At 47.2% G+C, this 23,620-nt stretch carries 15 protein-coding genes and 2 pseudogenes; 8 read left to right on the forward strand and 9 right to left on the reverse strand.

What is annotated here, in order from left to right:
* Positions 1 to 89 precede the first annotated feature (89 nt).
* The 4 genes from EL216_RS08465 (at position 90) to EL216_RS08480 (ending at position 2,929) form a co-directional block, all read left to right on the forward strand.
* Positions 90 to 665 (forward strand): sigma-70 family RNA polymerase sigma factor, encoded by a 576-nt coding sequence (locus tag EL216_RS08465; protein ID WP_085390932.1) that lies wholly within the window; start codon positions 90 to 92, stop codon positions 663 to 665.
* 49 nt (positions 666 to 714) lie between these two features.
* Positions 715 to 900 (forward strand): zf-HC2 domain-containing protein, encoded by a 186-nt coding sequence (locus EL216_RS08470; protein WP_085390933.1) that lies wholly within the window; start codon positions 715 to 717, stop codon positions 898 to 900.
* Positions 901 to 1,178: 278 nt separating this feature from the next.
* Positions 1,179 to 2,036: a YoaK family protein gene (locus tag EL216_RS08475; RefSeq protein WP_085390934.1), complete on the forward strand. Its 858-nt coding sequence runs from the start codon at positions 1,179 to 1,181 to the stop codon at positions 2,034 to 2,036.
* Positions 2,037 to 2,242: 206 nt separating this feature from the next.
* Positions 2,243 to 2,929, forward strand: a complete 687-nt coding sequence (locus tag EL216_RS08480) for an OmpA family protein (protein WP_085390935.1) — start codon at positions 2,243 to 2,245, stop codon at positions 2,927 to 2,929.
* A gap of 69 nt (positions 2,930 to 2,998) precedes the next feature.
* Here EL216_RS08480 and nfsA read toward each other — a convergent pair whose 3' ends face one another.
* Together nfsA and wrbA are read right to left on the reverse strand one after the other, a co-directional pair.
* Positions 2,999 to 3,730 (reverse strand): oxygen-insensitive NADPH nitroreductase, encoded by a 732-nt coding sequence (gene nfsA / locus EL216_RS08485; protein WP_085390936.1) that lies wholly within the window; start codon positions 3,728 to 3,730, stop codon positions 2,999 to 3,001.
* 171 nt (positions 3,731 to 3,901) lie between these two features.
* Positions 3,902 to 4,507 carry an NAD(P)H:quinone oxidoreductase gene (gene wrbA, locus EL216_RS08490; RefSeq protein WP_085390937.1) on the reverse strand — a complete coding sequence of 202 codons (606 nt, stop codon included), beginning with the start codon at positions 4,505 to 4,507 and terminating at the stop codon, positions 3,902 to 3,904.
* A 48-nt stretch (positions 4,508 to 4,555) separates the two neighbouring features.
* On the opposite strand from wrbA, the gene EL216_RS08495 reads away from it, so the two are divergent.
* The gene (locus tag EL216_RS08495) at positions 4,556 to 5,800 is read left to right on the forward strand and encodes a YihY family inner membrane protein (protein ID WP_085390938.1); all 1,245 of its coding nucleotides are present in this window, start codon (positions 4,556 to 4,558) and stop codon (positions 5,798 to 5,800) included.
* 69 nt (positions 5,801 to 5,869) lie between these two features.
* Here the strand turns inward: EL216_RS08495 and EL216_RS08500 are convergent, their stop codons facing one another.
* The 4 genes from EL216_RS08500 to EL216_RS08515 all read right to left on the reverse strand — a co-directional run bounded on the left by EL216_RS08500 (position 5,870) and on the right by EL216_RS08515 (position 9,738).
* Entirely contained in the window at positions 5,870 to 7,036 is a 1,167-nt protein-coding gene (locus tag EL216_RS08500) for an LD-carboxypeptidase (RefSeq protein WP_085390939.1), read from the reverse strand.
* Positions 7,037 to 7,068: 32 nt separating this feature from the next.
* On the reverse strand, positions 7,069 to 7,479 hold the full coding sequence (locus EL216_RS08505; protein WP_085390940.1) for an HIT family protein: 411 nt from the start codon (positions 7,477 to 7,479) through the stop codon (positions 7,069 to 7,071).
* A gap of 186 nt (positions 7,480 to 7,665) precedes the next feature.
* Complete coding sequence (gene rng, locus EL216_RS08510) at positions 7,666 to 9,159, reverse strand: ribonuclease G (RefSeq protein ID WP_085390978.1); 1,494 nt, start codon at positions 9,157 to 9,159, stop codon at positions 7,666 to 7,668.
* Between the two features lie 192 nt (positions 9,160 to 9,351).
* Complete coding sequence (locus tag EL216_RS08515) at positions 9,352 to 9,738, reverse strand: hypothetical protein (protein ID WP_085390941.1); 387 nt, start codon at positions 9,736 to 9,738, stop codon at positions 9,352 to 9,354.
* A gap of 686 nt (positions 9,739 to 10,424) precedes the next feature.
* Between EL216_RS08515 and EL216_RS08520 the strand changes: the two genes are divergently transcribed.
* The 3 genes and pseudogenes from EL216_RS08520 to EL216_RS11335 all read left to right on the forward strand — a co-directional run.
* Positions 10,425 to 18,491 (forward strand): YadA-like family protein, encoded by an 8,067-nt coding sequence (locus tag EL216_RS08520; RefSeq protein WP_085390942.1) that lies wholly within the window; start codon positions 10,425 to 10,427, stop codon positions 18,489 to 18,491.
* 59 nt (positions 18,492 to 18,550) lie between these two features.
* A pseudogene (locus EL216_RS11330) lies at positions 18,551 to 18,970 on the forward strand (outer membrane protein assembly factor BamE); the annotation flags it as partial.
* A gap of 132 nt (positions 18,971 to 19,102) precedes the next feature.
* A pseudogene (locus EL216_RS11335) lies at positions 19,103 to 19,384 on the forward strand (OmpA family protein); the annotation flags it as partial.
* Positions 19,385 to 19,592: 208 nt separating this feature from the next.
* Here EL216_RS11335 and EL216_RS08530 read toward each other — a convergent pair.
* The 3 genes from EL216_RS08530 to EL216_RS08540 all read right to left on the reverse strand — a co-directional run bounded on the left by EL216_RS08530 (position 19,593) and on the right by EL216_RS08540 (position 22,997).
* On the reverse strand, positions 19,593 to 20,423 hold the full coding sequence (locus tag EL216_RS08530; protein WP_085390944.1) for a M48 family metallopeptidase: 831 nt from the start codon (positions 20,421 to 20,423) through the stop codon (positions 19,593 to 19,595).
* Positions 20,424 to 20,555: 132 nt separating this feature from the next.
* Positions 20,556 to 21,266 carry an SIMPL domain-containing protein gene (locus EL216_RS08535; protein ID WP_085390979.1) on the reverse strand — a complete coding sequence of 237 codons (711 nt, stop codon included), beginning with the start codon at positions 21,264 to 21,266 and terminating at the stop codon, positions 20,556 to 20,558.
* A 207-nt stretch (positions 21,267 to 21,473) separates the two neighbouring features.
* Positions 21,474 to 22,997, reverse strand: a complete 1,524-nt coding sequence (locus tag EL216_RS08540) for a fumarate hydratase (protein WP_085390945.1) — start codon at positions 22,995 to 22,997, stop codon at positions 21,474 to 21,476.
* Positions 22,998 to 23,620 lie beyond the last annotated feature (623 nt).

Consider the following 23,620-nt stretch of genomic DNA (forward strand, 5'->3'; position numbering starts at 1 on the left):
AATACCATATTGTGGAGACGAGAAAAAAGTCGTCATGAAGTAGTAAAAGCTTTACAATACGCTACTCGATTAAAAACTCAAATCCCAAAATGGAAAATTTCAAGAAGCTACTCACTTCGATACAACCCGATATTTTGCGTTTTGCCCGTATCCAGCTGCGTGATGATCATCTTGCCGAAGATATTGTGCAAGAGACATTAGCTGCTGCTATTGATAAGTATAGCCAGTTTCGCGGCGATGCGGGTTTGAAAACGTGGGTTATGACCATCCTTAAAAACAAAATTACTGATTATTTCCGTAGTAAGAAAAATATTGTCAGCATTGAAGGGCTGCAAGAAGAAAATGCAGCTATTGATGATGCATACAATGAATGTTTTGATGAAACCGGTCATTGGTTTGCATCTGCCAGCCCGCAACAATGGCGGGAGGCTCCTGAAGAATTTACCCGACAGCAGGATTTCTTCCGAACGTTGGAAAACTGTATGCAAGGACTGCCTGAAGATACTGCGCAAATTTTTTATTTGCGTGAAATCATGGGATTGGAAATAACAGAAATTTGTAGCCGTTTTGACATCAGTAAAGATAACTGCTACGTTATTTTACATCGAGCCCGAAATGGTTTAAGAAATTGTTTGCAGCATCGTTGGTTTGATCTGAACGAATAACAATTGGTTTAATTTGAACCGATAACAATTATTAAGGGAGAAATATACTATGTTGAATTGCAAGCAAGCTTGTGTTTTGCTTTCAGAAGAACAGGATCGAAAACTGACTCTGAGTGAACGTAGCCTGGTCTTGCTGCATTTGGCTTTTTGTCCTCATTGCCGCCGTTATAAAAAGCAATTGACATTTATACGTAAGAATATTTCTGATTGGCAGAACGGTATCAGTAAAAGATAATCCTTGTCGGTTCGATATTATGAAAAGGCCGTCTGAAAAGGTTTTGACTTTAGTTAAAGCTTTTTCAGGCGGCCTTTTATTGTGTTTCTATTTTTCAATATGTTCTACTTTCTTTTTTCAAACGGCCTTGTACAATATCACACAGAAGCGGGTCATACCTTGAAACCCAAGTATTCGAGGACATTGCTAAGTTGTATTACCTGATTTGCCCGCTATATTTGCCGGTGGAAATAGAAGCAGGAAAAACGGTTTTGTCCTTCTAAAATTTTTGAACCTGTATGGAAAAACAGAAAAACGATTCCCGTCGAGTCCGCCGTGTCAAAAGTCATCGCCCTCCGTTTTGGCAGGCTGATAAGCCGTATCTTCACGAGCATCATATCAGTGATGTGCGCTTTCGTGTGCTTGGCTATGTAATGGCTTTTTTGGCGGGGGCCATTAATGCTGGCGGTTTTTTTGCAGTGGCGCGTTACACTTCGCATGTTACGGGTGAGATGTCGTATGCGGCAGATATGGCTTATTTAGGGGAGTGGAAGGCCGTGAGTATGGCCATGTTAGGTGTTGTGTCGTTTATCTTGGGGGCGGCTCATTCCAGTTGGGTGATTTTATGGACTAAGCGTCAGCGTTTTCGAGGTAGTTTCGGTTTGTCGATGTGGCTGGAAGCGGTGTATCTGTTGCTGTTTGGTTTGATAGGGGTGGCGGCTTTGAAATGGGGAGGAAGTGAAATGCCCTCGGTTGCCATGTTACTGCTGTGTTTCATCATGGGCATGCACAATACGGTAATGACGATTCTTTCTGGAGGGGCGATACGTTCTACCCATATGACCGGTACGGCCACTGATTTGGGTATTGAAATCTCAAAGATGTTGTATTACCGCCGCAGTGATAATCCGAAGTTACCACATGTGCACGTGAACAAGCCTAAAGCCAAGTTGTTTGCCGGATTGATGATTGCTTTTCTGCTAGGCGGAGTTGTTGGTGCATGGGGTTATCATACGGTGGGCCATCACTTTACTTTGCCTGTTGCTGCCGTATTGTTTGTTTTGGGTTTCGGTTCCGTGGGCTATGATGTACGGCTGAGGATTAAATTTATACTGGTACGTCGTTTCAATCTGCGTAGACAGAGAACAAAGCAATAAATGTGTTTGTATCAAAAAAGATACGCTCCTCTGTTTTCAGACGGCCTGAAGCGATAGGAAAAGTTAGCGACTGATTGTCTGTGTAATATCAAGTTAAGCAAACTTTTAAGCCTGAATGATGTTCTATATAGTGGATTGCAGAGTGCGGCTGGTGCCGTAACAGAACAATCAGATCAAATAACTGATTTACATTGAAAGGAAATACCATGAAAGTGTTGAAACCCCTAACCGTATTGACCATGAGCGGTGTGCTGGCATTGGCCGGCTGTGTAACCGATCCGACCACAGGCCAACCGAGAGCTAGTAAAACTGCCATATATGGTTTGGGCGGCGCAACTGTTTGCGGCATTATCGGTGCACTCACTCACGGCGGTAAAGGTGCGCGTAATTCGGCTTTAGCTTGTGGTGCGGTAGGTGCGGGTATCGGCGGTTACATGGACTACCAAGAGAAGAAATTGCGTGAAAGTTTGGCCAACACTGATGTGGAGGTGCAACGCCAAGGCAACCAGATCAAATTGGTGATGCCTGAAAACGTAACTTTTGCCACTAACAGTTCGGCTTTGAGCGGTAATGCAATGGATGCATTGAGCAAAGCTGCACAAACGTTGGTGCAATATCCTGACACCACCCTGACGGTTGCCGGCCATACGGACAACACCGGTAACGATCGGATCAACGAGCCTTTATCGCGCCGCCGTGCCCAATCGGTTGCCGATTATTTGAACCAACGCGGTGTTGCAGCTTCGCGTTTGAGCACCATCGGTTATGGTTCGCGCCAGCCTATCGCCGGTAACGATACTGTTGAAGGCCGCGCGAAAAACCGCCGTGTGGAAATCTTGATTAATCCCGATCAAGAAAAAGTACGCGCTGCCCAACAGCAGTTGCAACAATAAGCATCGGTAGAAGTATGCAAGAGGCCGTCTGAATATTTTCAGACGGCCTCTTTGTTGCTTGGCGGCAAATTATCGTTTTGCCAGCCCTTTACGTTGTAAGAACGGTAACACGTCTGGGCGCACTTCATGACATAAAGTGTCGCGTACTTGTCGGCTAAAATCCAAATCCAGATTGCTGCGGCGTTTGTAATAGTCTTTAACCACGGCGTTGTATTCGGTGTAGACCGCATCATCCAAACCGCGGTAACCGTTTTCGGATACCACGCATTCGGTAGGCAGGCGCGGACGCATCAGAGGTTCTTGCGCGGGATGGCCCAAACACAGGCCGAACAGCGGCACGACGTTTTCGGGCAGGTTGAGGATGTTGTCGGTGGCGTTGATGTCGTCGCGCAGACAGCCGATATACACGCCGCCCAAGCCCAGCGATTCCGCCGCCAACAGCACATTTTGCGCCATGATGCCCGCATCTACCGAACCCATCAGTGTCATTTCCATCCAGTCGGTTTGGGCATCGGGGGCGATGTGTTTATGTTTGGCGAAGTCGATACAGAACACCAGAAACTCGGCGCAGGTTTCGATATAGTGCTGGTTTGCACCGACGGCACGGAGCTGTTTGCGCATGTCGGTGTCGGTAACGCGGATAATATGGGTGGACTGCAAAAAACTCGAAGTAGAAGCTGCCTGACCTGCTTTTAAGACGGCATCCAGCATGTCGGGAGCAATTGCTTCTCCGGTGAATTTACGGATGGAACGGTGGTTTAACGCGGTTTCCAGCGCGGGTTTGCTAGGTAAAGGTATCATGAGCGTTCTCCTGTTTTGAGGTATTTGGAAGAATGGTTGAAAATGGTGTCGGATCAGTGGCAGTTTGGCGGCACGTTTGCTTTGATAAGCGTTTGGGCATACCAGCACTGTTTTTCAGACGGCCTTTTGGCATTTTATCTACCGTAGGCCGTCTGAAAATATATCTCGGTTTTATCTGGCCAACTTCAAAGCCAGCTCGGCCAAACGCTTGCCTTGGGTAAAAGCAATTTGCTGCTCGTCTTGGCTCAGTTTCGGTTTGCCGTCGTGCCCTGCAACATGGGATGCGCCGTAGGGCGTACCGCCGGTTTGGGTATGGCTTAATGCTGCTTCGCTAAACGGTATCCCGCTGATAATCATGCCGTGGTGCAGCAGCGGCAGTATCATGCTTAAAAGGGTGGACTCTTGCCCCCCATGCTGGCTGGACGAGCTGGTGAATACGGTGGCGGGTTTACCGATCAATTCTCCCCCCAGCCATTGCGGCACGGTGCCGTCGATAAAATATTTTACGGAGGCGGCCATGTTGCCGAAGCGGGTGGGGCTGCCCAATGCCAGACCGGAGCAGGTTTTCAGGTCTTCAGCGGTGGCGTAAGGTGCGCCTTCTGCGGGAATATCATTTTCCACGGCTTCACATACGGCTGATACTTTCGGCACGGTGCGTAATACGGCTTCGCACCCTTCTATACTTTCAATGCCGCGGGCTATTTGGCGGGCAAGATTCAGCGTACTGCCGTGTTGGGAATAGTACAAAATGAGGATTTTCAAGGGATTTGGGTTCATTAAAACTTTCCGTTACAATTGCACTTCGATTGATAATTGAGGAAGATTATGCCTAATTTATCGTGGTGGCAAGATTTGCGTGCATCGCGCCTGAGCGGATTCGTATGGTTTTTGTACAAACGCTTCAATGAGGTGCGTGTGCCGCAGGTGTCCGCCAGTCTCACTTTTACCACTTTGCTGGCACTTGTGCCGGTGCTGACGGTTACGCTGGTCGTGGTGTCGGCGTTTCCAATGTTCGACAATCTTTCCAATGCTTTTGTGCATTTTGTCAACCGTACCATTGTGCCGCAAGGTGCGGATACGGTGTTTGAATATATCAACGACTTCCAATCCAAGGCCAGTAAGCTCACAGCCATCGGTATCATTATGTTGGTGGTAACGTCGCTGATGTTGATTCAAACCATCGACCAAACATTCAACCGTATCTGGCGTGTGAGTACGCAGCGACCGCTGTGGATGCAGTTTTTGGTGTATTGGGCGTTACTTACGTTCGGGCCTGTTACTTTGGGTATCGGCTTATCGTTATGGTCTTCGCTGCTCACTTATAGCCGGTTTGGCGAGAGTTTTCCGTTGTTTGCCGGTGTTTTGCGCGTGTCGTTTTCGATAGCGTTTACTACGGTTTTGCTGTGGTTGCTTTACCGGTTGGTACCCAACCGTTTCGTGCCCGCGCGGCATGCTTTTGTCGGTGCGATGCTGACGGCTCTGTTGCTGGAAGCCGCCCGCTACGGTTTTGCATGGTATGTGAGTACGTTTAACGGCTACACGCTGATTTACGGTGCGTTTGCCGCCATTCCGTTTTTTCTGTTGTGGCTGAATTTGTTGTGGATGCTGGTGTTGTCGGGCGCGGTGCTGACGGCTTCACTGTCTTATTGGCAGGGCGAGGCGTTCCGGCGCAGTTTCGATGTGCGCGGCCGTTTCGACGATGTATTGAAAATCCTGCTGCTGCTTCACGAGGCTCAGAAAAAAGGTTCGTCATTGAAGGTGCAGGATTTCCGGCCGCACATCAATATGGGCTACGATGAATTGGGCGAGCTGCTTGAAAAACTTGCCCGCCACGGCTACGTGTATCACGGCAAACAAGGTTGGGTATTGAAAACCAATGCTGCTTCGATTGAGTTGAGCGACTTGTTTAAATTCTTCGTTTACCGCCCGACACGTTTGAATCGGAATGAAGTGAATGCAGCGATAGATAAAATCATGCATCCGTGTTTGGATACTTTGAACATCACGTTGGCAGAATTCGAAACCCGTGCACGGATTGGGGACGAAGCAGGGCAGCATGGGAAGCCTTGATGTTTCCGGTGCGTAATAGTAAGAGGCCGTCTGAAAAGGTTTTCAGACGGCCTCTTGCCATATGGGGAGTTATTCCGTTACAGGGTCTTCCGCTACAGCTTCGATAGGTTGGTAGGCCGGAGGCGGCAAAAGTGCGTCAAGCATCAGGCCTGAGGGGTTTAGGGTGGGATAACCGCTGAACGTAACCGAATAGCCGCCGTTTGATGTACTGCGGATTTTGGCATGTGTGCCCAGCGGGAAAGTGGCTTTGTTGGCGATATGACCGAACGGAAAGCCGGTCAGCACCGGCACTTTGGCAACACGGCTGACGGTGTTGATTACCGATGAGAAATTGTAGTTGCTGTCATACACGTCGCGGATCGTGCCCATGCGGAAATCGCCGAACACAATCGCCCGCTGTTTGGAAAGAATACCGGCCAGATGCAGGGTTTGCAGCATACGTTCGATACGGTAGGGCTGCTCGCTCACATCTTCCAGAAACAGAATGCCGCCTTGGATATCGGGCAGATACGGGCTGCCTACCAGTGAAGCGATAACACTCAGGTTGCCGCCCCAGAATGTGCCTTCGACATTTACGCCGCTGCGCTGGATGGCGGAAATGCTCAAGGTGTTTTCGGTGTCGGTGGTGCCGCGGATGAACGATTCCATGGTGTAAACGCTGGGCACGGGTTTGCCGAACTCGCTGTATATCATGGGGCCGGCAAAGCTGCTCATGTTGCTTTTGGCCAATAATGCCAACTGGATGGCGCAGACATCGCTGAAGCCGAAAAATAAAGTGCCGCGTTCACGCATTTTCGCGCCGAGCCGTTCGAAGTCGATATGCGGCAGCAGGCGTGCGGCACCGTAGCCGCCGCGCAATCCCATCAATACTTTGGGCGTGGCGACACGGCCGGCGGCGACATCTTGGAAGTCGGCAATACGTTCGGCATCAGTGCCGGCAAAACGCTGGTAGCGGCGGTAGCCTGCCTGCTGGTTGGTTACGGTAAAACCGGCATTGTAAAGACGGGTAAGGCCGGTTTCGGTGCGGTCGCTGTTGTCCGCGAATCCTGATGGGGCGACGACACGGAGTACGTTGTCGCCGGAGCGGGTGGGGGTACGTTTGGGTTGCACAGGTTTGGCTTTGGTCGGTTGGATTGGCTGGGCGGTTCCGCTGCTGCCGCAGGCTGTCAGAATGCCTGCACCCGCGGCAGCGGCGGATGCTTTCAGAAAATTACGTCGCGAAGGTTGCCAGGTCATAAATTTTCCTTGTTTGCTGGTGTTCAATGTATTCAGACGGCCTGAAGCAGCGTTTTTACCTGCTGTGCCCAGTTCTCTGGCAGAGCCATGCCCGCTTCGCGTTGCGCCGCCGCCCAGATGGGAGCGGGGAAGTTGGCATCGTTTTTAAAGCGGGCGATCACATGCCAGTGCAGGTGCGGCACGACATTGCCCAAGCTGGCCAGATTGATTTTAACGGGGCGCAGCACTTGTCTCATGGCCGCTTCTACGCGGTACACCATATCCATGAGTTCTTGGCGTTCGGCGGGGAGCAGGTCGGTCATTTCCGCCACATGCCTCTGCCAGATAACGCGGCAGAACGCCGGTGCATTCGGCTCGTTGTGTACGGCAATCACGCGCAGGTGTTCGTTTTGCAGCAATACGTCTTCGTTTTCGAGGTGGCAGAGCGGGCAGGGCGGGGTCATGGCTGTTCCGTTGTTGTCAGGCCGTCTGAAACGGTTTTTCATACGGCCTACGGTTTATTTTGTCTGATGGGTCAGGATTTTAGCACCAGACGGAAGGCTTAGAAAGTTGAAAGCCGAATGGGGTTCGCCATCGGCGGAGGAATGTTTCAGGCCGTCTGAAAACCATTTTTCAGACGGCCTGTGGTTTTACAGCAGCACAATATCGTATTGCTCTTGTGTATAAGCCGTTTCCACCGCCAACGAAATGGGCTTGCCGATAAAGTCGATTAACATGGCAAGCGATTGCGACTCTTCGTCGAGAAACAGATCGATCACATTCGGTGCGGCAAGGATGCGGAAACTTTTCGCATCATACCGGCGGGCCTCGCGCACGATTTCGCGTTGGATTTCATAGCACACGGTTTGCGGCGTTTTCAGACGGCCTCTGCCTTGGCAGGAAGGGCAGGACTCGCACAACACTTGGTTCAGATTTTCGCGTGTGCGTTTGCGGGTTAGCTCGACCAAGCCCAAGCTGGTAAAGCCGTTGAGGGTAACGCGGGTGCGGTCGAAGCTCAGGGCTTTGGCCAGCTCCTGCAACACGGCTTCGCGGTGCTCTTCCGACAGCATATCGATAAAATCGATGATGATGATACCGCCGAGATTCCGCAGCCGCAGCTCGCGGGCGATGGTGTGGCAGGCTTCGAGATTGGTTCTGAAAATGGTTTCTTCAAAATTGCGCGCACCAACAAACCCGCCGGTATTCACATCTATCGTAGTCATTGCTTCGGTGGATTCGATAATCAGATAGCTACCGAAGTTGAGGTTGACTCGCGGTTGCAGTGAGCGGTTGATTTCCTGTTCGACATTATGGGTTTCAAACAGCGGCCGCTCGCCTTTGAACAAGGTGATTTTATCCGTGGCTCCTTGCACATACTGCTCGGCGAATTCACGCATACGCAGATAATTTTCTTTGGAGTCGACCAGAATTTCACGGGTGTTTTCACTGAACAAATCGCGCAATACGCGTAAACTGAGCGGCAGATCCTGATACAGCAGCGTTTCAGGCGGCTGGGTTTTGGATTGGTGCAGAATGTTTTCCCATACTTTGGTCAGATAATCGATATCTGCCTGCAATTCGGCATCGGTTGCAGTTTCCGCACTGGTGCGGATGATATAGCCGCGGCAGGCATTTTCGGGAAGCAGGTTGTTGAGACGGTCACGCAGACCGTTGCGTTCGCTTTCGTCTTCAATGCGTTGGGAAATGCCGATATGTTCTTCTTGCGGCAGATGCACCAGAAAGCGGCCGGCAAGAGAAATCTGGGTGGAAAGGCGGGCCCCTTTGGTATTGATCGGGTCTTTAATCACCTGCACCAATACCGACTGGCCTTCAAACAGCATATGCTCGATGCGCTGGATTTCTTCGGGATTACGCCGCTGTTCCAATACATCGACAATATGCAGGAAAGCGGCACGTTCCAAACCAATGTCGATAAAAGCACTCTGCATGCCCGGCAAAACGCGGCGGACTACGCCTAAATAAATATTGCCGACCAAACCGTGGCCGCTGTTACGCTCAATATGCAGCTCGCAGATATTGTTTTCTTCCAGCATCGCCACACGCGTTTCCTGCGGCGTGATATTGACCAACACCGTTTCGGGCGGACGAACGGTGTCTTTAGGTAAAGGGATACCTGTTAACATAATCATTCTCTGAATATAAAAATACTTTTGCAACCGAATCTCAGCTTTGAAAGCCGGTTGCAAAAGTGTTTTTATCGTTTGTTGCTGCCTGTAATCATACGCGAAACGCATGGTTTGCGCAAAGCCGCCTTGGTGGGAGGCCGTCTGAAAACACGGTTTCAGACGGCCTCATCGATTCGGTGCAAGACAACATCAACGGCCTGATCCTTGGGGCTTATTGGTATCGAGATCAGCCTTATACTGAATCATACCTTGTTCTATCTGTTCGATAGACACATCCAATTCCTGATTACGGCGCTTGAATTTCAAATCCGCATCCCCCGATTTTACCTTGGCTTCGATTACGCTGAAGCCATGCCGCTTTGCATGGGCACGTACCTGTTCGGCCAAGTTTTTAACGCTGTCGCCGTTTCCGTGAAGCCTGAATTCCGCTTCAAACTCCCCATTATCCTGAGCATCTGCCTTAACCACTTCTGCACCGCGAGGCTTGTAGATTTCGCCCGGCAGTTCCGCAGCCATTACGCTGGCTGAAAACAAAGCCATGATGCCGGTGAGCAGCATGGTTTTGGGTTTTTTCATAAAAAACTCCTTCTCTTCGGACTATAGATTGCAGAATGCAACCGTTTACCGAGATGGCTGCATGCTAAACATCTGCCGATTCCCCTGCAACCTCCTGTACTTCTTTTTACCTGTTGCATTACTTATCTATTTGATGTTTACGGTTCTTTGCATTAGAAGGAGAAACTTTGGGAGGCAACTTAAAGGCATTCACGTTTTGATGTTTTTTTGAACCTCTGTCGGAGTGCTGTTTTGGAGAGTTGGATGTTGCTTCATATGTAATATTTAAACGTTTTTTTCAGAAGCCGCCTGAAATACTTATCAATGTTGGGTCGGATTGTTTTTAAGGTAATGGTTTTCCTTTGGAGGAAATGACATTTGATTTATTGCTAATACTTTGAATTTTCATAATGAATATGAATAAAGAATAATTTTTCAATATTTATCGATAGACTTACGATTTTGGCATTGAAATTGCATGTTTATATTTGAATAATTTTTTTAAGAAACGTAAAAATACGAATATTTAAAGCAAGGATATATTGATAGTCGGATTTTTTAATGTATAAGCGGTTTTTATGTATCTTGAAATATTATTATTTAAGGTATTAAAACCAAAGTTGTATTTTGTCGTTAAGTGACAATAAATGTCAGTTTGAAATTTTTAGATATGCTGGTTTATACAAATTAATTAGGAATAGCACATTATGAATAAGAATTATCGCAGTATTTGGAATGAGGCTTTAGGGGCATGGGTCGCAGTTTCGGAAATTGAGAACGCAAAGGGAAAGCCTGCAGGAGGTAGCAGAGATATAAATAGGAGTTTCAAACGTTTTGAGAGAATCAAAGCATCATTGCGTGTTATTCCGTTATTAGTTTGTATGACTTTTAGTTTTTCGGGTAATGCTTATGCGGCCATTGCTTTTAGTTCTGTAAAAGATGGTGTTGTTGATAACAGTGGTGCAGAAATTGCACAAGTTGATGATAAAGGAAATGGTGCTAGCATATTAAATTATAAAAACCCTGGGAATTTATCTTATGCAGACCCGACACGATCAGGTGAAGCTGGTGGGAAACTTTATTCTCCTGCAAAAACTATTGCAGAAGGAATTGCAATTGGAAGATATGCCAATGCGGCAACAAAGGGTCATGTCGGAGTACAAGGTTATGGAAATATTGCCATTGGAGATTATGCACAATCAAGAAGTGGTTCATCGCTGGCATTTGGAAGTTTTGCTAAGGCGATTAATACAGGGGCCACATCAATTGGTACGGCGAGTTTGGCATCAGGATTTAATGCTTTGGCGATGATGCGGCAAGCTGCTGCGACAGACGATTATGCAATGGCAATTGGTACAGTAGCTTGGGCAAGAGGAAAAGGCAGTTTGGCAATGGGACACTCTGCTCAAGCAAATGGCCATCAATCTATTGCTATCGGTAGTGCTCATGTTATTCCCTCTTCAGTATCAAATAGAGCAATTACTGAATTTGATGGTAAAACTAATACGCAAGCCAATGGTAAAAATGCTATTGCCATTGGTTCTCAAGGACGAGCAGAGAAGGATGACAGTATAGCAATCGGTACTTCTGCTCGGGCAGTGCAGAGTGGGAATATTGCTATTGGGCAAAATGCTATTGCAGAAGGAGTTGGTAATGTTTCTTCTGCAAAAGCTGATAGAAAAAATATAAGAGCTGAAAACTATGGCCCTGCCATTGCTATTGGTGGAGCGGCGAGTGCACAAGGACGTAATGCTTTGGCCATTGGTAATGGAGCTCAAGTTACAGGTGATCAAGATGGTATTGCATTAGGGGCAAGCAGTAGTGCTACCACTCGTCAAGCGTTAGCTGTTGGCTACGGAGCCAATGCTACTCATGCTTTATCAGTTGCGTTGGGTAGTGATTCTGAGACTGCTGATGTAGATAACACCAATCGACATAAAGCTAAAGTTAATAATTTGGAATATAGTGGTTTTGCCGGAGTTATGCCTATTTCTACAGTAAGTATAGGCAAGGTGGGGAGAGAACGTACTATTACCAACGTGGCGGCAGGTTTGATTAATTCAAACAGTACAGATGCTATAAATGGTAGTCAACTGTATGCTACCCAGCTGTCTATTGATAAATTGGCTGCTAGCACAGCTAATTATCTTGGCGGGAATGCAGCGGTTAGGCTAGATGGTAGCTTGGTCGCACCTACCTACACAATTAATAAAACAGATGGTTCAGCTTATGATGTTGCTAATAATGTGGAACAAGCGTTGCAGAATCTGAATCAAGAAGTGATTAAACCACTTACTTTCACGGGCAATAGTGGTAACAGTACTGCTCGTAAATTAGGTAACAATTTGGAGATCTCAGGTGGCCTTACTAATGTGAGTCAAACGTCAAGTAACAGTAACATTCGTACTGTAGTGTCAGAAGGTAAGATTGATATTCAAATTGCTGATACACCTCAGTTTGGTAATGTAAAAATCAATGATGAGGGTAATGGGCGTATCAGTGGTGTGTCGACTCCTATACAAAACGATGATGCTGCCAATAAGGCTTATGTCGATGGTGTACGTACACAAATTAACTCTGATGACCATAGCGTAAAAATTGTTGAAACTGATAAAAACGGAGCTAAGGTTTATGACTTATCTATAGATACTTCTTCTTTAGCTAAAAATGATGGCAGTAACATTCGTTTTCAATATACTGCTGATGGTAACAGTGCTGGTAGCAACCTGCAAAATACTTCTACTGCATTTAAAGGTACGGCTGGAGAAATTATAACTACTGCATCAGATGGCCAAATTACTTTTAAGCTGGCTGATGAAGTGAAAAATGATATTGCTGCGAGCAAAGCTGGTGTAGCCGAAAACAAGAACCAACTTGCTAATAATACTCAAGCTATTAAAACCAACTCCGATAAAATTGGTGCTAATACTGCATTGATTGAAACCAATACAGGAAAAATTGCTGAAAATACTAAGACAATTGAAAACAGCTTAGGAAAAATTGCCGAAAACACTAAGGTGATTACAGCTAATACCGAGAAAATCAATCAAGGCTTGAACTTCGCTGGCGACCAAGGGGCGCAATTCAAACGTGAATTGGGCCAAACCATTGCTATTAAAGGAGCAGACTTAAATATCAGCACCATTGCTGAAAATAATCAAATCAAAATTAAGCTTATAGAAAACATCAATTTGGGAGATTCGGGCAGCGTTACAACAGGTAAAACTGTTGTGGATAATAAAGGGGTAACCGTTAAACCTGAAAACGGCGATGTCATCAGTCTGACTTCAGATGGCCTTAGTAATGGTGGAAAGAAGATCACCAAAGTAGCAGAAGGTCAGGCTGCTGATGATGCTGTCAATAAAGGTCAGTTGGATAAAGTGCAGACTTTAGCCGGTCAAGGCTGGAATGTTCAAGCTAATGAATCGGCTGCTCAAAAGGTGGCACCAGGTGCAACAGTAACCTTTAAAGACGGCAAGAATATCAAGATTACTCAAGATGGTACTAATTTAACCGTTGCTACTGCTGATGATCTAACTGCAAACAGCATAACTTTAGGCGAAGTAAAAATTGATGGTAAAGACGGTATCAATGCAGGTGGTAAAACTATTACTAATGTGGCTAAAGGCAATGTGGCGGCAAACAGCAACGATGCAGTTAATGGCAGTCAGTTGCACAACACAGCAAACAGTATTGCCTCTATTTTGGGTGGCGGTTCCAAAGTTAATCCAGATGGTACTATAAATACGCCTGAGTACACGATTAATGGCGGCAACTATAAAGATGTCGGTTCTGCTTTAAGTGCATTGAATACTGAAGTAGTCAAACCATTGACCTTCGTTGGTGACAATAACGACGTGAAAGTTGCACGCAAACTAGGTAGCGAGCTTGCTGTAAAAGGCGGAGCTACGGGCAATCTGACCGATAAAAATATTGGGATAACCGGAGATGTAAATGGCGGGCTGACAGTTAAACTTGCTGAAAATATTAATTTGGGGAGGGCAGGTAGCGTCACTGCGGGCAATACCGTTATAGATAATGACGGAGTGAAAATTACCCCTATTGGAGCCAAACAGGCTGTAAGCCTTACTTCAGACGGCCTTAACAATGGGGGGAATAAAATTACTAATGTTGCAGCAGGCAACGTAATAGTCGGTAGCCAAGAAGCAGTTAACGGCAGCCAGTTCTATGCGCAGGGCGACGGTGTGAAGAACATCATTGGTGGCCAGACTGTTTACAACCCCAAAAGCGGTACATACATCAATGCCAGCATCGGTGATACAGGTGCAAGCAATATTGATGAAGCTATCCGCATAGTTAAGAATGCTGTAAATAAAGGCTGGGAGTTGACTGCACAAGGTGAAAACAGCAGCACTGTTGCTCCTGGTGAGACAGTGGATTTGACTAATAATGATAAGAATATTGTTATTAAAAAAACCGCTGCATCCGATATTGTGAACTTCGATTTAGCGAGAGATCTAAGCGTTGACAGCATTACTGTTGCTGCAGGACATAGACTGGGTTCAGATGGCCTTACCATCAAAAATGGCCCTACCGTAACCAAAGCAGGTATTAATGCAGGTGGCAAAAAGCTCAGTAACATTTCTTCGGGCGAAATTCAAGTAGATAGCCGAGAAGCAGTTAACGGTGGCCAAATTCGCAGTATTGCAGACAGCATTAAAAATGTATTCGGTGGCAGTGCTTCTGTGCAGCCTGATGGCACGATTATTTCAAGAGATATCGGTGGTACGGGGAAAACCAATGTCGATGATGTTGTAAGACATATCGCTCAAGGCTTCCAGCTTTACACCACAGTCTCAGAAGGTGAAGTGAGCGGCAATGTATCGACTGCTGTTAAACCAGGTGAAACCTTTACTATTGATGCCGGTAAAAACATCAAACTTACCCAAGACGGCAAAACTGTCCGAATTGCCACGCGCAATCATGCCAGCTTTGACAGCGTAGTAGCCGGCAAGGGAAACGATGCCGTTACGTTGGATGGCAACGGCGTGAAGGTAAACGGCAAAGTATATGTAAGCAACGCAGGGTTAGATGCCAATAATCAAACAATTGCCAACATGGCTGCAGGTAAACAGAACAGCGATGCTGTAAATGTTTCTCAACTGAAACCCTTTATACAAGCATTGGGCATGCCAGTAGATCTTGTCACGGGCCTGCCAGCTGCACCGCAATGGGAGGTTACTAAATCGGATGGCAATCGATATGCAGCCGCATCGACTATTCAAGGGGTATTGGATAATATCGGCAAAGAAATCCAAAAACCTATTCGCTTTGCGGGCAACAGTGGTCATGCTGACAAAAAGCTGGGTGATACACTTTCCATTCGAGGCGGGTTGGATGAAATGGCAAGTGCTTCAGATAAAAATATCCGTACAAAAGTGGGTACTGATAGCATGATGGCTATCGAGCTGGCAGAAAGCCCACAGTTTGGTAAGGTAACTATCAATGCGGGTAACACGGGCAAAATTACTGGTGTAACCGCCGGTATTGAAGATACTGATGCCGTGAATATGGCACAGTTAAAAGATGCCAACAATATCGCTTACGGCAGTATGCAGGTTTTGGGAGGGGCTTATAACTCGACTGACAACATGTATACTGCACCGTCGTTTACAACTAAAGCAGCAGATGGCGCACAGAAACAGGCAGTCGGTACGGTTCAGGAGGCCTTGGGTAGTTTGAATGATGAGATCGTGAAACCGATTACGTTCAGAGCCGATAATGGTAAAGACAGTAAACGCGTATTGGGCACAACCTTAACAATTAAAGCAGGTAATTACGCGGGGGCATCATCGTCAGATAATTTGTTAACCAGCAGCGATGGTGATGGCACTATTATCATCAAATTGGCTGATGCACCGAAATTCAAAGGCAAAATCAGTGCTAAAGGATTAGATGTTGGCAATGAAAAAATCACTGGAGTGGCGGCCGGAGAGCAAGGTAATGATGCCGTAAACGTTAACCAATTGCGTAAAGCCTTGGAAGACGTGCAGGTGGAAAACTTATCGTTGGTGGAGGCCAATTCTCCGTTCTCTTATGTCAACGGAGCTCACGAGCAATTAATCCGTAAAGTAGACGAGAAAGGTAAGGCGTACTTTTTGCGTGCAAAAGACAATACGCGTTACGAAGGTAGCGATATCATTGTTAGTGCACTGAATGCGGTTGACCCGCAAACTGCCGTTGCCACCCGTGTAACCAATGTTGCAACAGGTACAGACAGTAATGATGCTGTGAATGTGGGACAGTTGAAAAAAGCGGTTTCAGCCTTAGGCGGTGGCGCCAAAGTAAGTGCTGACGGTTCTATTAAAGATCCTGTTTATAGCATTTTGCGTGCGGATGGTACAGTTGCTAGCACAGTTGGCAATGTAGGTGATGCCTTAAAAGAATTAAATATGACTATGCAGGCTCCGATTATCGTAAGCGGCAATACTAATAATGGCAGCAGCACAACAGTAGCGGGCGGTAGTGATCAAAAACTGGGTTCTAAGTTGCAAATCAAAGGTGCTTTCGATAAGGGTGAATCTTCTGCCGATAATATCCGTACCGTAGTAACTGATGGGACAGTAGAAATCCAGATTGCCGATGCACCGGTATTCAAAGGTAAAGTCAGTGCTAAAGGTTTTGATGCAGGCGGCGAACGTATTACCAATGTTGCTGATGCGACGGTTGAATCTGATGCAGTGAATCTGAAGCAGCTGAGAGAGGTAGTTACTGCTTCAAGCAATAAAGTTGGAGAAGGTAAAAACATTAAGGTTGTTGCAGAGAAAAATGCTGACGGTAGTACTACCTATAATATAGGCACTAAAGACGACGTAACCTTTAATAGTGTTGAAGTAGGCAAAGGTGCCAACCATGTAACGTTAAATGATAAAGGCGTAAGTGTAGCGGGCAACACCTACATTACCGGCAATGGCATCCAAGCCAACGACCAGAAAATTACCGGTTTGGCGGCAGGCAATGTTCACGCAGATAGTCGTGATGCGATAAATGGCACTCAATTGTTTAATGCGAGCCAAAACATAGCTAATGCTTTGGGAGGTAGTGCAACAGTTGATGCCAACGGCAACTTAACAGCTCCGACTTATACTTTAACTGGCAGTAATCCTGCGGAAAGTACGACTAAAGTGTATGGAAATGTAGGAGAAGCATTGAAAGGTATCAGTGATGCTGTCAACCAACCGCTGACTTTCGCGGCTGATAGCGGTAGAAACGTTGAGCGTAAACTGGGTAGTACGATCAAAGTTACTGGTGATGGCAGCAATATTCGTACTGAAACTACTGCTGAAGGCTTGAAGGTTGCCTTGAACGACAACATTACTGTTAAACAAGTTCAAGTTACAGATGGCCCGATCATCAATAGTAATGGTATTGTGATGAATAATCAGCAAATTACCAGTCTGAAGAGTGGTTTGGAAGGTAGAAGCATTGAAGAGATCAAGGCTGAGGGTAGTAATAGCAAACAATGGAATAATGCCGCTACTGTAGGAGATTTGGCATCAGTGCAAAATAATGTCGTTAACATTACTAATGTTACCAACAATATTTTGGGTACTAAAGATAATAACGGTAACTTGTATACCAATGAAAAAGGTGAATTGACTAAAGATGGCAAGTTGGCATTGACCACTTACGATGTCTCTGGTCAGACAGCTACAGATAACAATACAGTTATTTCGGCCATTAAAAACATGAACGAAGGCGGTATCAAATACTTCCATACCAATGACGATTCAGGTCAGAAAATTGGTGGTGCCGTTCATGATACTGAAGATTCAAGCGCATCTGGTAAGTTTGCCACAGCGGTAGGCTTCAATGCGGCAGCTAACTCTGAAAACGCATTGGCCATCGGTAAAGGCGCTAAAGCATTGGCTGAAAACGCCTTGGCTATTGGTACCGGCAATATTGTTACTGGTCGCAATTCAGGTGCTATCGGTGACCCGAGCACTATCAGCGGCAACAACAGCTATTCGCTGGGGAACAACAATAATGTTATTACTGACAATACCTTTGTGTTGGGTAATTCGGTAACGCAAACACTTGCTAATTCTGTGGTATTAGGGAATGGATCTGCTGCAATTGAAGTACATAAAACTGCAGAAGGCAGTAATTATACTTACAGAGGGGTAAACGATGCCAATGTGGCGGGCGTGAAAGACGTTGTCGGCGTAGTAAGCGTGGGTAAAGACGGGCAAACCCGTCAGATCCAAAACGTAGCGGCGGGTGTGGTTTCCGCAACTAGCACCGATGCTATCAACGGCAGCCAGCTTTACTACACCAACAAAGCCATTGAAGAAGTGAAAACTGGCGGATCCGGTATCGTTCAATATAGCAATGCTGATACACCTACTCAAACCAATGGAGGCAAGGCTACCAATGATGTAACACTGCTTGGCGGCAATCCCAATGCGCCGGTTGTGATTCATAACGTAGGCGCAGGTTCCGCTCCGACCGATGCCGTTAATGTAGGCCAGTTGATGGCGGTAGGGAACCATCTGAACCAACGTATTGAAGACACGGGCCGCCGCGCCAATGCGGGTACGGCATCTGCGATGGCGATGGCCGGTTTGCCGCAGGCTTACTTGCCCGGTAAGAGCATGGTTGCCGTTGCGGGCAGCACTTATCGCGGTGAAAGCGGCTATGCCTTGGGCGTATCCAGCATTTCCGATAACGGCAACTGGATCATCAAAGGTACGGCTTCAGGCAATTCGCGCGGCCACTACGGTGCAACCGCAGGTGTGGGTTATCAGTGGTAAATCAGGTTTTCAGACGGCCTCTTGAAACCAAAGGCCGTCTGAAACGGCAAGGAAAAAACATGAAAGCAAAACAAATCATCCAAGCAGGTGCGGGCCTGATGTTGTTGGCAGTATTGTCTGCCTGTGCCACCAAAAGTATAGTCAAACGCGACGGCACCACCGATAACCCCGTATTTCCCGATGTGAGGCATATTTCTTCTTCCTTCGACCATAAAAAAGGCAGTTTCCCCACTGTGGACGAATTGGCTCAGGTAAAAGCAGGTATGACTAAAGACCAGTTTTACAAACTTTTGGGCCGCCCGCATTTCAACGAAGGTATGTTTAATGTGCGCGAATGGGATTATGTGTTCCATTTCCACACACAGGGGCAAGGCACGGATAATGTAACGACTTGCCAATTCAAAATCATTTACGACCGCAAAAAAATCGCCCGCAGTTTCCATTGGAAAGCGGTTGATCCGACAGATGCGGTTTGTCCGGCTAACGGGAAAGCAGATGCATCTACACAGCAAGTTTCATGGAATACGGATGCGTTATTCGCGTTTGATAAAAGCGACGAGGCAGACATTCATGCCGAAGGAAAAACCAAGCTGAACGAGTTTGCCGCCAAAGTGAAACACTTTGATAAAATCAGGGCTGTGCGTATTATTGGTCATACCGACCGCTTGGGCAGTCCGGTTTACAACCGTGCTTTGTCGGAACGCCGAGCGGAAACCGTGCGCAGGTATCTGATTTCGCGCGGTGTGCCTGCCGGAGTAATGAGTGCGCAGGGTTTGGGAGATACCGTGCCGGTAAAACAATGCAGTAACGATCTTCCGCACCGGGCATTAGTCGACTGCCTGCAACCCAACCGCCGTGTGAATATCGAAGTTGACGGTTCGGGAACGCTATAAACGAGGAATCGCTGATGATGGGAAGAGGCCGTCTGAAAAGTTTCAGACGGCCTCTTCAATAATGCGCCGTCTTTTTTTATGTCGCAGCAGCGACTTCATATCGCCCGCCAAGCCTTTTGAAGTACAACGGAGCATTATCTGCAAGCGGAAGGCCGTCTGAAAAATCTTTCAGACGGCCTTATTTCTTCTTCCGGTTAAAAACTAAATCTTAACTGTTGCGCTTGGGTATGTTTTGCCCGCGTTTGTTCCGCTCGTAAATCGGCATCACTTCGGGCAACATATTGCGAATTGCCTGAATGCGTGCGTTATTGGTCGGATGTGAGGACGTAATGGCGTTCCAAGTATTGTTGTTGTCGCTGATACGGTTCATTTTTTCCCATACGGTGATTGCTGCCTGCGGGTTGTAACCGGCTTGAGCCATCAAACGTACGCCGCCTGCATCTGCTTCACGTTCTTGGCTGCGGGAAAAAGGCATGTTGACACCGTATTGACTGAGAATATTGGAAGAGAGGCCGACAATATCGCTGCTTACACCCGCTTTGCCGCTGATTAACGAACCACCGATATCGGCTGCCAAACCGGTTAATACTTGTTGGCCGATGGCTTTTTTGCTGTGTTCGAGCAGGGCGTGAGTCATTTCGTGGCCGACAACGGCGGCGATTTCGTCGTCAGACAATTTCAAACGGTCAACCATGCCGGTGTACATGGCCATTTTGCCGCCCGGCATGGCCCATGCGTTCAATTCGTCGGATTTAATCACGCTCATTTCCCAGCGGAACGGCACACCGGTTTGGTTAGCTTGCTCGGCATAGGGTTTCAAACGGTTGAATACGGTTTGAATGCGTCGCGAAGTGTGCGAAGTAGTGTCCAAAATACGTTTGCTTTTGGCTTGCTGCATCACTTGGGTATAACTTTTGGCAGCACTTTCGTTCAGAGTGGCCGAATCGTAGCCGACTATATCGGCAACGGACGTGCAGCCCGATAAAGCTAAGACGGCGGAAACCATCAGGGCGGACAGGCGGAAAGTTGGTGATTTCATCGAAGTAAACTCCAAATTAAAAATTAGGAAGTTACGTTATTAATTATAACGCAATTTTGGTAAATTTTATACATATGGAATAAATGGTAATTGCTTCAGACGGCATAAGCACCAAAGGCCGTCTGAAAAAAACTACATTTGGATAGAACCGCGCACCGTAATGCTGATTTCTTCCATGCCGGGGCTTGCGGTTTCGGGCAGGGCAGAAACATCTTCGGCCATGGCAGACTTGGCAGACCGCATCATCATCGGCTCGGTTTCCTGTGCGGAGCGGTTACCGATCTGCCCTAAATCAATGTGGACGATTTTATAGTGGTTGAAGCCCATTATTTTAGTCAGTGTGGAGGCACGGTCTTTAAAGCGGAGCAGGGCGGCTTTGCTGGCTCGGTCTACCGCATCTTCACGTTTTTCTTTCGACACGCTGAACTTGATATTGTCGAGGCTGGCTTCGTTTTGTACCGAAGCAATCAGTTTATTGAGCGCATCGAAGTTTTTACCCGTTACTTTAACAAGCGCTTCTTCTTCCCAACCGGACTGCTCACGCTTGTTATTGGTGTATTCATAACGCGGAAAAGCCCTGCGGAAAAGCAATTCGGTTTTAAAACCGCTACCGGTTGCCGCTTTGCGGTTCAGGCTGTTGAACTTTTTCATAAATGCCGTATTAACGGCATTTCGGTTGCGGCCTTCTTCATGCACACGTAGAAACACGCTCATAGTATCGCGCGGTATCTCAAGCGAAGCACTCTCGGCAAATTCGACGATGTTGTAATTCAGAGGTTCCGCAACAGCGGCAGGAAGGGCAATGGCGGCAACAGCAGCCAATAGCAAGGCAGGTTTCAACATAATTTTAAACTTTACCGGAAAAATATAAATAAACAATAATTTAGCATAAGCCTATCATGCTGTTTGATAAGATATGTGAAGATATGGCTGAAAAAATTAATCCCTGCGATACAGGTTTGTCGTTTTGTGCCGGATATTGAATTTCCTTATATAGTGAAGGCCGTCTGAAAAGTTTCAGACGGCCTGTATTGTTAAGTTGGGCTGCGATTAGGCCTCAACCGGAATAATGCCGATTTTCGCCTGCCATTGTTTCGGCGCGATGGCGTGTACGGATTTTCCGCTGCTGTCCACCGCCACGGTTACAGGCATGTCTTTCACTTCAAACTCGTAAATCGCTTCCATGCCCAAGTCTTCAAAGGCCACGACTTTGGCTTCTTTAATGGCTTTGGCCACCAAGTAGGCCGAACCGCCCACGGCCATCAGATAAACGGCTTGGTTGTCGGCAATGGCTTCGCAAGCCGCTGCGCCGCGTTCGGATTTGCCGATCATGCCGAGCAAGCCGGTTTGCTCCAGCATTTGGCGGGTAAATTTATCCATGCGGGTAGCGGTGGTGGGGCCGGCGGGGCCGACTACTTCGTCGCGCACGGGGTCAACCGGGCCGACGTAGTAAATCAGTTTGTTGGTGAAATCGACCGGCAGTTTTTCACCTTTGTTGAGCATATCGACCATGCGTTTGTGGGCGGCATCGCGGCCGGTGTAAATTTTGCCGTTCAAGAGCAACACATCACCCATTTTCCAAGTGGCCACTTCTTCTTTGGTGATGTTGTTCACATCCACGCGCTTGCCGTTGTCGGGGCTGTATGTGATGTCCGGCCAATCATCGAGCGAAGGCGGGGTCAGTACGGCGGGGCCGGAGCCGTCCAATTCAAATTCCACATGGCGGGTGGCGGCGCAGTTGGGAATCATGGCTACGGGTTTGGACGCGGCGTGGGTGGGGTAATCCAAGATTTTTACGTCGAGAACGGTGGTCAGGCCGCCCAAGCCTTGCGCGCCGATGCCCAGCGCGTTCACTTTTTCAAACAACTCCAAACGCAGGGCTTCGGTGGTGGAGAGTTCCGCACCCGAAGCGGCTTTTTCCTGTAATTCGTGAATATCGACGTGGCTCATCAACGATTCTTTGGCCAATAAAGCCGCTTTTTCCGGTGTGCCGCCGATACCGATACCCAAAATGCCGGGAGGACACCAGCCCGCGCCCATAGTGGGGATGGTTTTCAGCACCCAATCGACAATCGAATCGGAAGGATTAAGCATGGCGAGTTTGGATTTGTTTTCCGAACCGCCGCCTTTGGCCGCGCAGGTTACTTCGATTTTGTCGCCTGCAACCACTTCCATGTGGATGACCGCCGGCGTGTTGTCTTTGGTGTTTTGGCGTTTGCCCGCAGGGTCGGCTAAAACCGAGGCGCGCAAAGTGTTGTCGGGGTGGGTGTAGGCGCGGCGCACGCCTTCGTTGACCATTTCCTGCACGCTCATTTGCGCGTCCCATTGCACGTTCATGCCCACTTTTAAAAACACGGTGGCAATGCCGGTGTCTTGGCAGATGGGGCGGTGGCCTTCGGCACACATGCGGCTGTTGACCAGAATCTGCGTCATCGCGTCTTTAGCGGCAGGGTTTTCCTCTTTTTGCCATGCTTTGTATAAGGCTTGGATGTAATCGACGGGGTGGTAATAGCTGATGAATTGGAAGGCATCGGCAATGCTTTGAATGAAGTCTTCTTGTTTGATAACGGTCATGGAGAGTGTTCCTTTGAAGGTTTGGTTTATTCAGCCGTTTTTCAGACGGCCTTTTGATTTTATATAGCCTATAGCCAAGGGGGGTAAATCACTGGTATAACATGTCAATTTGCAGGCATACTATATTTTGCTCAATTCTTTAGTTAGAAGCAGAAACAGAGCCCCCGTTTATCCGAATGGTGGCAAAGATATTGTTTGTTTCCTTATTTTTATAAGAAATTGGGCAGTCAGCCGAAGATTGGCATCCAAAACCAGGTAGGTTGGCTGTAAATATAATGTGGAATGATACGTTAATCCGAGTTAATTGCCTAATATAAAAAAGTTTATTTGCAGTGAGCCTTACAGAGGCAGTATGCAGATACGGATGTTACATAATCATAGTTCTGTCCTTCCGTTGGTTATCTCCTCTGATGAGGATATAATATTACAAAGGATATTATTAATATAAAAATAATGAGATAATTGTAAGCAAAGTAACCACTACAAAAGTACAGTAATCTGCTGCCAAAAATCAGTAACTCAGAAGAAAAGCATTTATCAGGTTTCTTTATGCAAAATGAGCTACCGTTTGAGACATAAAACTGGCCGTGAAGCATCAATTACCAACAATTACATAGAAGTTT

It is taken from the genome of Neisseria animaloris (assembly GCF_900637855.1).
Taxonomy (GTDB): Bacteria; Pseudomonadota; Gammaproteobacteria; order Burkholderiales; family Neisseriaceae; genus Neisseria; species Neisseria animaloris.